Genomic DNA, 15,695 nt, shown 5'->3' with positions numbered 1-15,695 from the left:
ACGATCCTTACATTTCAATCATTTGAGGTAAGCCTGTATTCAAACTGTCGACTATCTTAAGCGTAGTGAGAGTGGTTAAATAGATGGATTGAAAGGGAATAGGTGCATCATTTCCCGCCCTTATTGCTGACAGAAAGGCTACCAATTCTTCTTTATGCCCTTTTCCAATCGAACTGAGCTTTTTCATCTTATTATTTTCATATAGATAACCTTCTCTAAAATCTTTGATGACACCAACCTTTCCAGCTCCAAATATTTCGATGTTTTCCTTTGCTAATGATTTATCCCCGTTTGCCAAATAGGTTAAGTTTCCAACCGAACCATTCTTAAATTTTACCACTACAGCAATATTATCCTCATTCGTGATCTTACCATTGGAAGAATTGATACATTCTGAATACACCCGAATAGGCTCTGAATCTGTAAAATATTGCATTAGATCAATGAAATGACACATTTCACCAATAATCCTTCCTCCTCCTATTTCTTTTATCTGTGTCCAATGATCCTTAGGAATAAAACCTGCATTGACCCGAACATTTACGACAATAGGCTCTTCAACATTTTCAAATGATCTTTTTATTTGCACTGATATTGGTGCAAAACGTCTGTTGAAACCAACCATTAATGGATAATTGTACTCCTTCTTTACCTCAGTAATTTCCATCAATTGCTTATAGCTTGTTGCTAATGGTTTTTCGACAAATACTGATTTTCTGGCTTTTAATGCCGCAATGGCAAGTTTAGTATGCGATGAGTGCGGAGTGGCAATAAAGATGCTATTGATTTTCTCATTCTCAATCACATCTTTTATATCCGTTGAACAACTGTTGAAACCAAATTTATCAGCTACATTTTTTGCAGTTATTCCCTTAGAAGTGACCACTACGTCTAATGAAACCTGTAACCGTTTTACATTTGGGATTAAATAACTCTGCGCAAAGCTTCCTGCTCCAATGAAACCAATGTTAATATCCTGTATAGGATCCGATTTTAAGCTAACTAAGGAATTATATGGTTTTGAATCAGGTTTATATTGCAATAAGATCCCAATATGTGGTTCCGGATTTTTCCCTAAAACGATATCATAGGCTTTTTCAGCATCAACTATATTAAAAACATGGGAAATCAACGGTTTAATGTCGATCTTTTTGCTCCTTAATAGCTCCAAAAACGTCTCCATGTTTCTTTGTTCCGTCCAACGTACATAGGCTATAGGATAGTCCATGCCTAATTCTTCATATTTTTCATCATATCTCCCAGGCCCATAAGAACATGACATCTTCAAATCCAATTCCTTTCTATAAAAATGAGGATCTCTTGGGATATCCATTTTTACTGCCCCGACAATCACTACAGAACCCTTCTTTTTTAATATTTCGGAAGAAAGCTCAATCGGATCATTGGAAGGAGCCGCAGCAGTGATGATCACCGAATCAAAACCTATCCCTTTGGTAAAGTCTTCACAAGCAACCTTTAAATTTGGATCATTCCTGTTCAGCGCCTTTTCAATGCCGAGTTCCTTTGCTAGCGTGATCAATCGATCTGAAAGGTCTATTCCAAACACCTGGCATCCATTAGCTTTTACTAATTGACAGGTAATCTGCCCCAAAAGTCCTAGCCCAATGACACATACCCTTTCCCCAAGTGTTGGATTTGCTTGTCGGACACCTTGCAGCGCAATGGCTCCCAAGGTGGTAAAGGAAGCTTCTTCCATGCTGACACCATCTGGGATTTTTGCGACCAGATTTTGGGGTACAGAAACAATATCAGCATGTGAGGCATAATCCTGTCCTGCACAGGCAACCCGATCTCCGGGTAAAAACTTTCCCGTGCTATCCATAGAAGCTATTACCGTTCCTGCAGTGCTATAGCCTAAAGCCTTTAATGAATCCAGTTTGGTCCTAACCTTATCCAAGGTCGCCATTAAGCCTTCTTTTTTGATGTTTTGAAGCACTTGAGCCACTAAATCCGGACGATGTTTTGCTTTCCCAATTAAGCTCGCCTTGGCAACCTTTACCGTACTCCTTTCCGTTCCAGCACTTATTAAGGAAAATGCATTTTCAATTAATACCTGTCCTTGTGATAGGCTTGGTTGTGGCACTTCATCAACATATAAGGCTCCTGTCTTGAAATTTTGAATGAGTTGTTTCATAATTATTTAATAAGTAATGGAACCTTCCCCAAGGACGTTTTTATAGGTTGTTTATATTGTTCGAAACTAAAGTCGATTTGGATGTTTCTGGTGTCGAATAGGACATCCGGATATTGGATTTCCAATTTGGAAGAGTAATACACGATCAACTTTCCAGGTGTAGGTTGTTTCACTTGAAGAAAATCAATGTAATCAAATAGCTTATGATGCTGCCCGAAGATCAGACCCGTCAATGAAATCAAATTCCCGTTTTTATCAATCACAAACTCCCCTATCCTTCCCTCCTTAATTTTAAAGCTGTTCAAATAGCCATTATTGGAAAAATTCGGTTCTATCAAATCTTCCGTATCATATCGAATAAATGGAGTGGCTTTATTGGAAAAACAGGTGCCGATCAAATGATAACTGCCATTGATTTTTACGGCTTCTGCAAATCCATAAGAAAGAAAAGGGACATACTCGTATTTTTTGTACAGTTCTCCTGCCAGAACTACTGCCTCTGTATGGCCGTACCAAGAAACGGTATTCTCCGTAATTGTATTTTCAATATAGTTTCTATACTGGGGAGAAGGATATTCGGAACTGAACATTATCCCCTTTATGTTTTTTTGAAGATATTCGAAAAGCGCCGGAAATTTTAATTCAACGGTTTTGATGAAATAAAAGATCGAGCTAGGATAGCCATGGATGAAAGTTGGTTTATATTTTTTAAAGACTTTTAGCAATATTTCAAAATCTGCGGTCTTTAATTCTGCATAAGCATCCAGTAAAAATTCATTCTGGTTATAATTGTATTGAATCAGACTATGGAGCTTTTTCCCCCGAATGGTAATTTTAGTATTGATGTACTTATAGCCAATCCTTTCCCATAAGAAATGCATGTGGGACCATTCTCGAGCATAATATCCTTTTTCCAGGAAAAAATCCATAGGTCTTCCGGATGTGCCGCCTGTATTGAATTTTGCAAAGGCAAACTCCCGTACCGTCCTTTCATCAATCCCTACCGACTTTAATATTGTTTTGGAAATTATTGGAAATTCAAGGTAGGATTGGTTGAGATTATTAGGTAAAAGGGATCTGAAAAAGTCTGAATTTTCGGAAAAGTACTTGACCAGTTCCCCAAAAGACTTTTCTACATAGATCTCTTTCTGTCGATCGTTCAGGTCCAAGAAATATTGGATTTTGGACTTCTTCTGACAATAATTTCTTCCTAATCGCAGCGAGAATGGTATCCTGTTCAGTGGAACACCTACCGCGGGAGGGATGTTTTCTACAAGTTTTTTAATTGGTCGCATTTTGGGTTTTATTAATGATGTTTATTAGAGAATTTTCGAAAGCCTCCATCTGATATTTATTCTCAAAAGATTTCAAGGAATTCTTGGAATACTTTTCTCGCAGATCGTCATTTTCAACAATCATGGAAAGGATTGAGGTTAATTCCTCCAAATCCTCAGGTTTGGACAATAGCCCACAGTTATTTTCTAACACGAGTTCTGGGATGGCACCAACAGCTGTTGAGACAATACATAAACCACACATCATGGCCTCGATGATGGACAGTGGAAAACATTCAAATCGGGACGGGAACAGAAAAATATCACAGGTTTCCATTTTCCTTATTTTTTCCTCCCCGTAAATTCCACTATTAATAGATACATGCGCCTCAAGTTTATTTTCCCTTACATAATCCTTTATGGAGTTGAAATAGGCCTGGTTGGAAATACCGCCAAATAGTTCAAAGCTTACAGGTTTATTGCTTTGTTTTAATATGCTGTGAAAGGCTTTTAAGGCTAAAAGAGCTCCTTTAGCTGGTATATAATTGGAAAGATATAATATCCTAATTTCCTTCGGGGAACCATTATGGTTTCTTTCAGGGAAGGTAATTACACTTTTTGGGATGCCATTTGGTAATATGAAAACATTCTTACTGACATCACGTACTTTTATGATATCAAAAAGTAACATCTTGGATAAAATGATAATATCAGCTGATTTAAAAACATATTTATAGATGCGATATTTGTTTTTGCTGCTATTGATCACCTTGTATATCCCTTGACCATGTAAATGATAAACTATTTTAACTTTGAATAACTTTACCATCTGTGCGAAAATCGCATCTTTATAAAAAGCAGCACCCGTTGGACTGATGGTGAGATAAACCAGATTTGGTCGATTGACCATGAGCTCCTTCAACACCTTGAAATACATCCCTAGAAAATTAAAAATCTTCCTTTTCCGTAATTTCCCTATATCGGCTAACTCATTTGCTGCAGAAATATTAATATGTTTCGTGCTAAAATGGTTATTAATGAGTGCTGATGTTTTAATAAAGGTATTCATCAATGAAGCCCCATGTACGGGTGGTGGTAGTTGAACCAGAAACAGGACTTTTACCTTATTGTTATTATCCATGATTATATCAGTTTGTGGTGAGCAATTGTTTGGACCCCTGAATAATTTCTGTTCTTCGGATATGGAAAAAGAATATCATTAAATAATACACGATCATGGTGTCGTAATAGATCAGCACATTATCTGTTAGGTAGAGAATGTTTAAATAGATGGTCAGTAAAAAAGCAATTTTATTGATGAAGCCCAGCTTGTAAATAAATACGATCCAAATGACTAAGCCCAATAATCCTGTGTCAAAAAATAATTTCAATACATCCGAATGCAGGTTCTCCTCTTTCTCCAGAAAATTGGTCGTTTCCACATACGAAGTACCCAAGCCGTTTCCAAAAAAGAATTTAACCCAATTGCCTTCATCCCTGGAAAATAGGTTTTCATAGATAGACTTCCTGCCCATCGATATATAGTCCGCAGATAGGCCTAGATACTGTTCGATGAATGGGTCATATTTCGATAAAGAGAATTGGATGATGATGTAGACAAAGATTAGATTGATAATGACAGCAATTAAAATAACGGCTTGTTTATTAAGAGACCGTATGCTCGGCGTTAATCTATTAATGATATAGATCAATATCAAAGCGAGGATAACAATTCGTTTGGATGATAAAAGGGTAAAGATTAATGAAGTCCAAAACAGTGCTTTCTTATTGTAATAGCTGAAAAATATCACGAACATGCCCATAGGAAATGCCATGGTAGTTTCAAATGGTGATTGGGAGTCTATTAAGAACCTAATCAGGTTGAATTGAAACGGACTCATCAAAATGTTCTTGGCAGAAATAAAAAGGAAAATAATGGAAATCGTAATAAAACCAAACCGAATAAACATATAAGAGTAGTTTATCTTCCTATCCTGCCCCTGTTTATACATGATGGGCAACAAGAAATAAAACATGATGGAAATGGCTATAAAACTAAAGTCTTTGACAAACTGTACCGGATCAAAGGAGTCTACCAGGAAATAGGATATCCCAGTCAACAGGATGAGAACCAGGAAAACCCAAAAGAACTCTAATCGCTTATAGTAGGTATTGGAAAACTTTATACTTTGAAAAGTAGGAAGTACAAATACAAAAAAGAACAAAAATGTAATTACGTATTTAAAATACCTAAACTCATGTAATACCAAACTTGACCCTATATAGGAAATCATATAAAGTATTAGAAACCAAAAATATATCGGAAACCTTCCAAATATTACTACCAAATTTTTCATTTTACTTTTATCAAAATTTATTCATGCTCTTTGTTAATTAATTCGTTTTGGAATCAGCTTGAGTCTATAAATAGGCAAAAACTTACAGCTTAAACTGATTATTAAGTCATATAATCCGATTAGGATAAAAATGGAATTAATGGGGAAATGGAATTTGTTGAACAGCCACACCAACATTAAACAGATGCTGGAGGCAATTATGGTAATGGCACTATATAGATTAAAATAACCTAATGCCAATAACCTCGTCAATTCAACCGAATAAAAACTGTTGCAGACTATAATAAACAACAAAGAGAAATGTAATACTTGGATATCTAATTTAGATTCATCAAAAAACCATTTTAAATAGAATGGCCCTCCAATCAATAATAAGAGAACCAGCGACAAGCCCCCTATTCCAATCATATAGTTGATCTTGACAGACATGATCTTATCAGAAATTATTTCCTTGATATAGGTTTGGATGACCATCCTTTTGACCCCAAAAAACATGAGGTACAATTTTAGGAAAGCATAGATTGTCGCTAATCCTATACCAGTCCAATAGGCCGCACATATAATGAATATGAAGTTTTTAATGACATTAAAAACACTGGTCCCTATGCCCACTTGGATAATCTTGCCCAAGCGGTTCCATTCAATCTTAAAGTTGAAATTCTTGTAAAAACTAAAGATTAGATACCTATTGACCAACAGGCTGGCAACGATTAAGAATAAGCCTACAATCAATACATATACAATAACATCCACTGCTAATCCCAAAGCAATCAGGATACTTAAGATAATGTACGGGAAGGTGTTCCTGATAAAACTCGAAAAAGCAGCTTGAATTGTTTTCCCTCGCATATATAAGGCATAATCACCATTTATCGCAATGATGGGTGCAAACAATAAGATCAGCTGTACCGTATTTCCTGTAATCAATAAATGAACAAGACCAACCATAAAAACAATACAGGATAGGACCAATCGAAAGGACAAGGATTTATTGTAACTTTCTAACCAAGTACTTTCATTTGCAATATCCTTCGCATAATATTGGGTAATCCCAATGGAGATAACACTAGAAATGATCAGGTAAGCGTTGTCAACCAGACCAATATCTTTTAGCAACACAGAATCCAAGTTATTTACACTCACCACTGAAAACATGAAAATTGAAAGCTGACCTATTCCTGTTAAGAAGAATACAAAGATCAATTTGTTAAATCTTCCATTAAGTTTGTTAAGCATGCTTTTTCTGTGATTTAAGGTCAGCTCCTTTAATTATGATGATCATGTTGTCTTAATGCTTCTTTTTCGTTTTCTTAATGACCACCAATATTTTTTCCTTTCAAAATTCCCATAGGTTCCCAAGCCATTTGAATAGCCATAGCCATATCCATAACCATAGCCGTAGCCATAATTTGAATAATAATTGCCATGTGTTTTGATATCATTCAAAACAAGTTGGATATTGCTTATCTTTCCTTTTTTAATCAAATCCTCTGGTATACGCAATTGCTCTTTATGGGTCATCTCCTGCCTAATCAGATACAAGCAACAGTCTGAAAACCTTGCTAATAACTGGGCGTCTGTAACCATGCCTATTGGAGGAGCGTCCATTAATATATAATCATATTTTTTGGACAGGTCTTTCATCAATTCGGTAGACCTAGGATGGACCAGTAACTCTGCCGGATTCGGGGGTATCGCACCTGCCTGAATGAGATCGACTAGCTCATGTACCCCTGATTTCATGATGATTTCTTCAGAACGCATCTCAGAACGTACAATAAAATGAGAAAATCCATTTCCCGTTGGTAAACCTAATTTGTTGCTTAAGGAAGGTTTTCTTAGATCGAGTTCCATTAGGAGTACTTTTTTATTCAATAACGCTAGAGAAACTGCCAGATTTAAAGCAACATATGATTTCCCTTCACCAGACATCGAAGAGGTGAATAATATGCACTTCCCTCCTTTCAAAATAAACTCCAGGTTCGTACGCATGGATCGAAACTGTTCTGCTATCGCTGACCTTGATGTTTTCGATACGACAACCTGATTATTTTCATCGGAGTGAGAAACCATACCCAAAACGGGTAGATGTGGATAGTCTTCCAAATCTTGTGGCCCCCTAATTTTTAAATTCAATAGATCCTTTAAGTTAAAGGTGATAAACGGTATGAGTAAACCTGCCAATAGTGAGAAACCATAAACAAGGTTTCTATGGGGAGAAAAAGGATGTTTATCGGCTTTTGGAGAATCAATGACCTTGGAGTTGGAAACGTTTGCAGTTCGTCTAATGGCAGTCTCTTCCCATTTTTCCTGTAGAAAAACGTATTGTGCCTGTTTAATTTGTTGAAGACGAGCCAGGTCGATAAATCCACGTTCCAAGGTTGGTACCTGTTTGATCTGTGAAGTCACGTTTTGGGCTGAACTCTCATGGCTGTCTTTTACCAATTCCAGCTGTCTTCGTGTAGAAGCCACATTTGAAATCATGTCCTGACGAACGCCAGCAATCTGATTTGTGATATTCACTACCAATGGATTATCTTCGGTATTCGCCAGTAAAAGCCGCTCGCGTTGCAAGACCAATTCATTATATCGCTGAATCAGCTCATTGAATCCAACATCCTGCGGTATCACTGATGATGGCACCACCCTTGGGTTTTGGCTGTTCTTCAAGTATCCAGCTACAGCATCTATGGAGGAAAGTTGCGTTTCCACCTCAGCCAATTCCTTGGAATAACTGACGGAACTCGCAAGCAATAATTTCCCTTGCTCAGATATGTCCGCCAATTGGTTTTGCTTTTTGTATCCCGAAATGCGATCTTCTACCCCCGCGAGCTCCTCGGTAATCTTGTATAATCGGGCATTGATAAATGCCAAAGTAGAATCAGCAATTACATTTTTATCATGCAGATTCAATTCCACATATTTCTCGATCAGGGTCTTTAACTGCTCCTCCCCTTTTTTAGGCAGTTGGTTCTCTAAGGTTAAATTTATGGTGGAGACATTCTTGTTCGTGACATAAACGCTTAGCGAGGCTCGAAAAGCTTCCACCACCGAGCGAACTGGAGTAATTTTGAAACCATAATTCCCCGCATTGATCTCCCTTTTGACATCATTGATCACGACCCGACCTACATGCGGAAGGAAAAATTCATGTCCTATTTTTACCTTAAAAGCTGTATCTAAGGAAGAAAGAACCAACTGTCCTTCTTTCATGGATTTAACCAAATATTCCCTGCTAAACAGGATGGAATCTGGATTGCTCAATAGTTGGACATCAAATGGAGCACTATAGACCGGCACATCCTGAAGCCTTCCAATTTTTTGATAAGATATATAAGATTTCTCCGTCAGGATCATTTCCCTTAAAAGATCGTCTGTTTTTAAAACCTCTACCTCATTGTCCACGGAATTTTTTATGCCGGCAAAGTCAGTTAATTCACCCAAGGTCGATGATGCAAATAATCCACCTCCTTTGTTCTCGTCAGACACCAATAGTTTAGCATGGATTTTATATTTTGGAATGGAGTGCTTCAAAAATAGATATCCAAAGCTTGCACCCACTAATCCACATATTAAAAACCAATACCAGTTGGAAATGATCCGTCCTAAAAAGCGAAGGAAAACCTTGTTGTCACTTTTCCTGTTATCAAAGAAAACTTCATCGTCCCAATCTAATTTGTTATTAGCCATTTTTGTGTTTTTTTATAATTGATTGAATATTAAAGTCGTGTTAAGGCGACTATCAGTACCGACAAAACAGAACCGATTATGGCAAAAGTTTGGGTTCTTGCAGCATTGTTAGCTGCGGCTTTGCTCTTGCCTGGCTCGACGTAAATCACATCATTTTGCTTTAAATAGAAATAAGGAGATTTCAGCAATTCACTGTTGTTCAGATTCAATCGGACGAGTTCTTTTTTGCTGCCGTAATCTCTAACCAATAAAACATTCTCCCGCTTTCCATAAATCGTCATATCCCCAGCAAGTCCAAGGGCATCAAAAACCGTTACTTTTTCATTAGGAACCGTATAGGTAGCAGGCCTTGTCACCTCTCCTAAAACCGTGATCTTGAAATTGGCAAAACGGACCTGAACCGTAGGGTTTTTATAATACTGTGCAGCAAGTTCAGTGATCTTTTCCCTGGCCTGGAAAGTAGTGAGCCCGGCAACATAAACTTTCCCGATCAAGGTCATATTTACATTTCCGTTTTTATCAACCAAGAATCCTGAAATCACCTGGTTTCCAACATTGGTGGCAGAACTGGCCCCAACTGCCTGTATAACCTCAGATTGATTGGCAACTGAGCTTGAGCTTGGATCAAGCGTCTGTATTACTATACTGAGGATATCATCAGTCTGAATTTTTGGCTCTGAATAAACGGATCCTTCTTTAGAAATATTTAGATCATCATTGGGTAGATCATTGAAATAAACAATCTTTTTGACGGAACAACTGGTTATTAATAAGATTTGCAAAAGGAAAAATAATCCCCATCGGAGATGAGATTGTTTTTTGGTTTCATGTTTCATTGGGAAATTCATTAATTAAATTCTGTTCTTGTTCTTTATTCTATTTAAGTAGGTATTTTGGCAAATAATTCCTCGTTGAGTATTGTGCACTTTTTAAACTGATTTAAGATATCCCTCCTTTGCAATCCTAATTCTAGGGCTTTGACATGCCTGGTATGATGTGAATCTGTCCCTAGAAGGTTAATCCATCCTTTCTCTATTAAGAAATTGGCCATGCGACTTTCGTTTTTTCCATAATAACTAAAGATGGAAAGCAGATTAAGTTGTAGCAGGCAGCCTATCTCTTTGAGTCGTTGTATTTTTTGTGGACTTTTATGGTTGTATAAGTACCTTTCTGGATGAGCTAGAATTGGATAAAAGCCTTTTATCTTTAAATCAAATACCGCTTTTTCAATCAATTTGCTTTCCTCTAGATAGGAAAGCTCCAGTAAGACATAATTACCGGGCAGAGCCAGGATTTTTTCAGGCTCATTATTGAGCATTTTATCGAAAGAAGTATCAACCATATACTCTGCTGCAAAACCGCTCATGAGATGAGCCGCTTCTTTTACTGTTTTTAATTGTTCGTATTTATTGGAAATGGTTTCCATTGTATTAGGATATATTTCACTCATGATATGGGGGGTAAAAAAGAATTTCTTTAAACCCAGGTTTTCTAACCTTTTTAACAGTTCAACACTTTCTTTGAGATTTTCACAGCCATCATCAATGCCCGGCAATATATGTGAGTGGATATCGACTGACATCCATCCGAGATCTGGATATTTTGGCTTCCAATTAAAAATGTTTAACATGACTTTTTTATGTACTTTGGAACAAATAGAAATATCCGGCCAGCTCGCCCGGCCGGTATATTTCCCTACAATCACAAGCTTTCACTTGGTTTTTTTGGTAATCCTAATTGTTTATAATTTATCGCACTCTTCTTTTAGAATGGCCAAATTTGTTGCCCCATCCATCGTTCCAATCAGATTTCCTGGAAGAGTGCCAACAGTGGCGGAATTGTCTTTTTTCACTGTTTTCCCATTGACAATCTTGATCCGATCATTCCAGATCGCTTTGAAATCATACTTCGTTCCATCAGTTTTCAATAATGTCGTCCTCAAAAATCCATTGCCAACTGTTCCCAAAAACTTGTAGTTAGTGGTTCCACTGATACGATAAAACATCTGAAAGGTTGGTAATAAGGTAATTACTGATGTTTTATTAGGGCACCTAACATATAACTGCAAAGTCGAAATCGCCTCCGTTACTTCACCTGGATTTGGTAATATCAGGTTGGTGTTTTGACCACAGGGTTCGAGTGTACCTTCTGCCAAAAATCTACCTGAACTATTCTTTACCACAAAAGTGACATCGTTGGTTGGAACATCCATTAAGCTGATGCTATTATTGCTTTGATTAATGGAATACAGGTTTGAAAAGATCACTTTTCCGCCCCAAATGGCATCTACCTGGATTGGATAAGTAGATCCATTTGCCATCCAATCACCGGAAAATTTAATTACTCTCGCTGATGTACAAGCTTCCCCAAATTCTCCTGCCAAGAAGTAGGATAAATGGCTAATTGGAAAATTAATGGAATAGCCTTTCGCAGCCGACCCACTCACGGAACTGTTCTGTTCATACCGCCAAGTTTCGTCCGCACTATAGCTGAAGATTTGGAATGATTTTCCAGCTGTTAGTGTTTCTCCAGAAATTGGACTAATATGCTTAGCAGAAACTGGCATCTGAACCATGATCGCTTTACTGAATTTCTTCACCTCTGTAGCATTCACCACCATCTTGACCTTGGCCACAGCGATTGGGCTAAAGGTGCCTGAAGCTGTTCTACCATCCTTAAGTATGACTTGGTCTGCTCGAAGGGTTCCGCCTGGCAAAAGCCTAGTCGCTTCATTGATATTGCCATCGATATTGGTTACAGTCACCTGTAATGAATTCCCCGTAATGATATTGCCTGCATCGTCCAAAAATTGCGTGCCACTCGGAATCGTCATTGTCATGTTTCCAATCCCTTGAGCTGAAGGAATATTAATGGTCGTTAGTTTGGATATGGATCCTTTTTTATCAAGTTCCAAATTATCGATTAGCTCTTTTACCCCGACTGGAATCACCAATGGTTTGCTAAGTATTATGGTTTGTATGCCTGAAGAAGCATCCGTAATGGCTACTGGAACAGTTTGACTGGTATAACCATTGGCAGTTAACTTGACCCGAAACCGGATTGGTCTTTCTGAATTGGGGATACGGTTCGGGGTTAATCCCAACGTGATGAGATTGTCTATGAATTTAAATTCTTTTTTCCCGTTCAGGTTATATATGTCCTGGATATCACCAGAAGCCAGGGAAATGGAAACGCCAGGTATGTTTTGACCTTCCGGATCAGCTACTTTTAAAGTGATATTATGCTTGATTACCTCTGTACTGACTTGTAAATTGAAGTCTTTCAGCGGACTTTCACAGGAATTTAAGGTGCTAAATAGTGAAATCGCTAAGCCGTAAATCACTAGTTTGTTTATCTTTTTCATCATTTTGTTTTCAATAATTACTTACCAGAATCTATAGCTAAAGCCAAATTCCAAACGCGGCAAATAGCGATAGTTCCTTATGTTATTTTCGATATTGGAAGTGTTATTTACATTTCTCTCTAATAGTCCTGTCGCTTCCATCCTGACAGTTGGCCTTGAGAGGAAATAGCATCCCAGGTCTAGGTTCATTGAAAATCGACTGTCTATTATGATATTGCTCCAGCCAATCCCAGCATAAGGGCTCAATGATTTTTTCCAATCAACCTGGGTACTAATAGTGCCCATGTGGATCGGATTCACCTGGATGTCCCCAAATCTATAGGGATCTTTCAACCGTGTGGTCAATTGGCCATCCAGTTTATAGAAATAGGCCGCACCCGCCTGTATATTGAAACTTCTAAAAAAACCAGATTTTAGGTAAAAGGGATTCCAGCCAAAAGCCACTGATACATTGCCTGATTTTGCTTGGGCATCACTTCTCGTTAATATATTGTTATAGGTACCAGTGATATTGCTGTTGAAGGGCATATAACTCGCTCCAAACCGAAATCCGAATTGTGGCCCAATGGGTTGGTAAAAATGTAAACCAACGCCTGTGGAACCCATATGAACCCCTAACGCGTTCGGATATGGGAAACCATTTAGGTAGGCTGATTGGGGGATACTATCGCGTTGCCCATTACCATAGAGTTCCAAAGGCATAAATGCGAGAGAACTCAATAGCAAGTAAAAAATGGTATAAAATCTGATCTTCATAATTCGTATTGTTTTTTTATTCTTATATGGGTTAATTGATGATTAATAAGCATTCTTCTCGCCTCGAAGCATGTTCCATGCGGTCATAAAAATTATTTTAAAATCCAGCATGACAGTCCAATTACTGATATATTCCAAATCATATTCTACCCTTTTTGCCATCAGGTCAGGCTCCCTGGTTTCTCCTCGGTAGCCATTGACCTGCGCCCATCCGGTAATGCCCGGCTTGACAAAATGCCTCAGCATATAATGTTGGATTAATTTGCTGTAATGCTCAGTATGGGATAACATATGTGGTCGAGGGCCCACAATGGTCATTTGTCCTTTAAATACATTGATAAATTGAGGGAACTCATCTAAATTGGTCTTCCTCAAAAACCTACCAATAGGTGTGATCCGCTTATCGTCCTTGCTAGCTTGTGCTTTATTAGATTCTGAATTGACGACCATGCTCCTGAATTTTAGGCAGTTGAACGTTTCATTGTTCCGGCCAGAGCGAGGTTGCTTAAAAAAGATTGGTCCAGGACTTTGGATCTTGATCAATAATCCAATCAATGGTATCATCCAACTCAGGATAAAAACAATGACCAATCCTGAAATAATAATATCAACAATCCTTTTTTTTAACCGATTCTCAATGTTAGAGAGTGAATCCTCATGTGATCGAATGATGGGGAGACTTGCACCCAAGATATTTCCCTTAGTTTTCCTATGATATTGATCCGTAATGGCAGGTGAAACAAAATTGATCTGTACACAATGGTTATTTGCTTCAGCGATGAGATCCTTGGAATAACTGTTTATATCAGGGGAACTTATGATAAAGACATCATGGATTCCCAAGTTGGAAACTTCCTCAAAATATTCACGAAATTGCGCTAACTTTTCCTCTTTACTTTTTAGTTCATCTTCCCTTTTGTATTTGATGGTGTTGATCTTATAAAAAGCATGGTAATGTCCTAAACTCCCTTCAATTGCACCTATATAGTCGTTATGACCTATTATCGTTACGTTTTTGCTCCAGCCAAACCTTCTCGGAAAGACCGTATATACATAAGTCAACAAGAACCTAGAAAAGATGGCATAAAATATAAGGGATAGGAAAATTCCCCCTAGAAAATAAAGTACCCCCTTGAAATGATAGCCGATCAAAACACAGGTCGCAAATACGCAAAACATGGTTAATAAGGAAAGATTGGTCTGCCGAAATACCAATTCGAGCTTTTCGATGACCTGACTCTCATATAACCTGAAATAAAGGGAAGAAATAATAGCAACCAGATTGAAGGTCAGCCAGAGTGAATAAAAATTACTTGAGATTATCTCCTTTTCTATGACTAATCCCAAGTTAATACCTGCAACAGACACGATTATGAATAACAGGTTAATACAAAGTGCATCGGTTAGACCTAATAGCATTTTTATTAATATCAATACTGGATTTTGGACATACTTGTGCATATCGTTATCAAAATAAATTCAATACAATAAAATACCTTATGTGAAATTTTTAATCTATTCAGGCTATCGGAATGATGTTAAACAACCATATTTTTTTAAGCGATAATTACCGCCCAATAAAATATTGATCTTGCAGATATCTAGATAGCAATAGATGACCAGTATGCCCCTTAATGCACACACATGAATTTATAACTGATTTTTTTCATCATTTTTTATTTAGTTAATATTTTGGTTGGTTTATATTAAAAACAAAGCTTTATTAGCTTATTATTAATAACATTAAATGTTTTCAGTGACTCTCATCACGAGCAAGGGAAAGGATTTGAAGATTGTAGTACACAAATGTAATTATATTAATGATAAATAAATTATCATTATTGTTAAATCTATATTAACTATTCTTTCATTTAAATTGTTCTTGAATTTAATTTTCTTATACTTTAGGTAAAACAGTCTTACCATTGTTAGAAAAGCAAACCAAACTAATTTGTGATGTTTTTTTATTAATGATGTCGGTTAAATTATTAGAATATTAAAAAACTAATCCTACCCTTCAGCAAGAACCAAAACGCAATCCTTTTTTTGATATGCTCCAAATCCAACTTGAAGAATACTTCCTTGGCCAACGCTTGGAT

At 37.2% G+C, this 15,695-nt stretch carries 11 protein-coding genes; all 11 read right to left on the bottom strand.

Going from position 1 to position 15,695, the window contains the following annotated elements:
• Nucleotides 1–7 precede the first annotated feature (7 nt).
• Nucleotides 8–2,155: a bi-domain-containing oxidoreductase gene (locus ACK2WI_RS15680; RefSeq protein WP_312696177.1), complete on the bottom strand. Its 2,148-nt coding sequence runs from the start codon at nt 2,153–2,155 to the stop codon at nt 8–10.
• A 2-nt stretch (nt 2,156–2,157) separates the two neighbouring features.
• A complete protein-coding gene (locus ACK2WI_RS15675) occupies nt 2,158–3,450 on the bottom strand; it encodes a hypothetical protein (RefSeq protein ID WP_093096524.1) in 1,293 nt (430 codons plus the stop codon).
• Nucleotides 3,437–4,570: a glycosyltransferase family 4 protein gene (locus tag ACK2WI_RS15670; protein WP_312696178.1), complete on the bottom strand. Its 1,134-nt coding sequence runs from the start codon at nt 4,568–4,570 to the stop codon at nt 3,437–3,439. The genes ACK2WI_RS15675 and ACK2WI_RS15670 overlap by 14 nt, the downstream gene beginning before the upstream one ends.
• 7 nt (nt 4,571–4,577) lie before the next feature.
• Nucleotides 4,578–5,723 carry a hypothetical protein gene (locus ACK2WI_RS15665; protein ID WP_312696179.1) on the bottom strand — a complete coding sequence of 382 codons (1,146 nt, stop codon included), beginning with the start codon at nt 5,721–5,723 and terminating at the stop codon, nt 4,578–4,580.
• Between the two features lie 96 nt (nt 5,724–5,819).
• Nucleotides 5,820–7,022: a hypothetical protein gene (locus ACK2WI_RS15660; protein ID WP_409151536.1), complete on the bottom strand. Its 1,203-nt coding sequence runs from the start codon at nt 7,020–7,022 to the stop codon at nt 5,820–5,822.
• 42 nt (nt 7,023–7,064) lie between these two features.
• The gene (locus ACK2WI_RS15655) at nt 7,065–9,476 is read right to left on the bottom strand and encodes a polysaccharide biosynthesis tyrosine autokinase (protein WP_312696181.1); all 2,412 of its coding nucleotides are present in this window, start codon (nt 9,474–9,476) and stop codon (nt 7,065–7,067) included.
• A gap of 29 nt (nt 9,477–9,505) precedes the next feature.
• The gene (locus tag ACK2WI_RS15650) at nt 9,506–10,312 is read right to left on the bottom strand and encodes a polysaccharide biosynthesis/export family protein (RefSeq protein WP_093097776.1); all 807 of its coding nucleotides are present in this window, start codon (nt 10,310–10,312) and stop codon (nt 9,506–9,508) included.
• A gap of 44 nt (nt 10,313–10,356) precedes the next feature.
• Nucleotides 10,357–11,058, bottom strand: coding sequence for a tyrosine-protein phosphatase (locus tag ACK2WI_RS15645; RefSeq protein WP_409151535.1), 702 nt, complete (start codon nt 11,056–11,058; stop codon nt 10,357–10,359).
• Between the two features lie 159 nt (nt 11,059–11,217).
• The gene (locus ACK2WI_RS15640; protein ID WP_409151534.1) at nt 11,218–12,843 is read right to left on the bottom strand and encodes a hypothetical protein; all 1,626 of its coding nucleotides are present in this window, start codon (nt 12,841–12,843) and stop codon (nt 11,218–11,220) included.
• An 18-nt stretch (nt 12,844–12,861) separates the two neighbouring features.
• Nucleotides 12,862–13,596, bottom strand: a complete 735-nt coding sequence (locus tag ACK2WI_RS15635) for a hypothetical protein (protein WP_312696185.1) — start codon at nt 13,594–13,596, stop codon at nt 12,862–12,864.
• Nucleotides 13,597–13,638: 42 nt separating this feature from the next.
• Complete coding sequence (locus ACK2WI_RS15630; protein ID WP_409151533.1) at nt 13,639–15,015, bottom strand: exopolysaccharide biosynthesis polyprenyl glycosylphosphotransferase; 1,377 nt, start codon at nt 15,013–15,015, stop codon at nt 13,639–13,641.
• Nucleotides 15,016–15,695: the final 680 nt, after the last annotated feature.

This window comes from Sphingobacterium sp. BS-2 (assembly GCF_046161205.1).
Classification (GTDB): domain Bacteria; phylum Bacteroidota; class Bacteroidia; order Sphingobacteriales; family Sphingobacteriaceae; genus Sphingobacterium; species Sphingobacterium mizutaii.
The sequence above is the reverse complement of the archived record's forward strand: the minus strand, read 5'-3'. Positions and strand labels throughout refer to the sequence as shown.

Coding starts and splice junctions, on each gene's coding strand:
- ACK2WI_RS15660 (WP_409151536.1), bottom strand. CDS start 7,022: ATGCTTAACAAACTTAATGGAAGATTTAACAAATTGATCTTTGTATTC.
- ACK2WI_RS15665 (WP_312696179.1), bottom strand. CDS start 5,723: ATGATTTCCTATATAGGGTCAAGTTTGGTATTACATGAGTTTAGGTAT.
- ACK2WI_RS15630 (WP_409151533.1), bottom strand. CDS start 15,015: ATGCTATTAGGTCTAACCGATGCACTTTGTATTAACCTGTTATTCATA.
- ACK2WI_RS15670 (WP_312696178.1), bottom strand. CDS start 4,570: ATGGATAATAACAATAAGGTAAAAGTCCTGTTTCTGGTTCAACTACCA.
- ACK2WI_RS15680 (WP_312696177.1), bottom strand. CDS start 2,155: ATGAAACAACTCATTCAAAATTTCAAGACAGGAGCCTTATATGTTGAT.
- ACK2WI_RS15640 (WP_409151534.1), bottom strand. CDS start 12,843: ATGATGAAAAAGATAAACAAACTAGTGATTTACGGCTTAGCGATTTCA.
- ACK2WI_RS15650 (WP_093097776.1), bottom strand. CDS start 10,312: ATGAAACATGAAACCAAAAAACAATCTCATCTCCGATGGGGATTATTT.
- ACK2WI_RS15675 (WP_093096524.1), bottom strand. CDS start 3,450: ATGCGACCAATTAAAAAACTTGTAGAAAACATCCCTCCCGCGGTAGGT.
- ACK2WI_RS15655 (WP_312696181.1), bottom strand. CDS start 9,476: ATGGCTAATAACAAATTAGATTGGGACGATGAAGTTTTCTTTGATAAC.
- ACK2WI_RS15645 (WP_409151535.1), bottom strand. CDS start 11,058: ATGTCAGTCGATATCCACTCACATATATTGCCGGGCATTGATGATGGC.
- ACK2WI_RS15635 (WP_312696185.1), bottom strand. CDS start 13,596: ATGAAGATCAGATTTTATACCATTTTTTACTTGCTATTGAGTTCTCTC.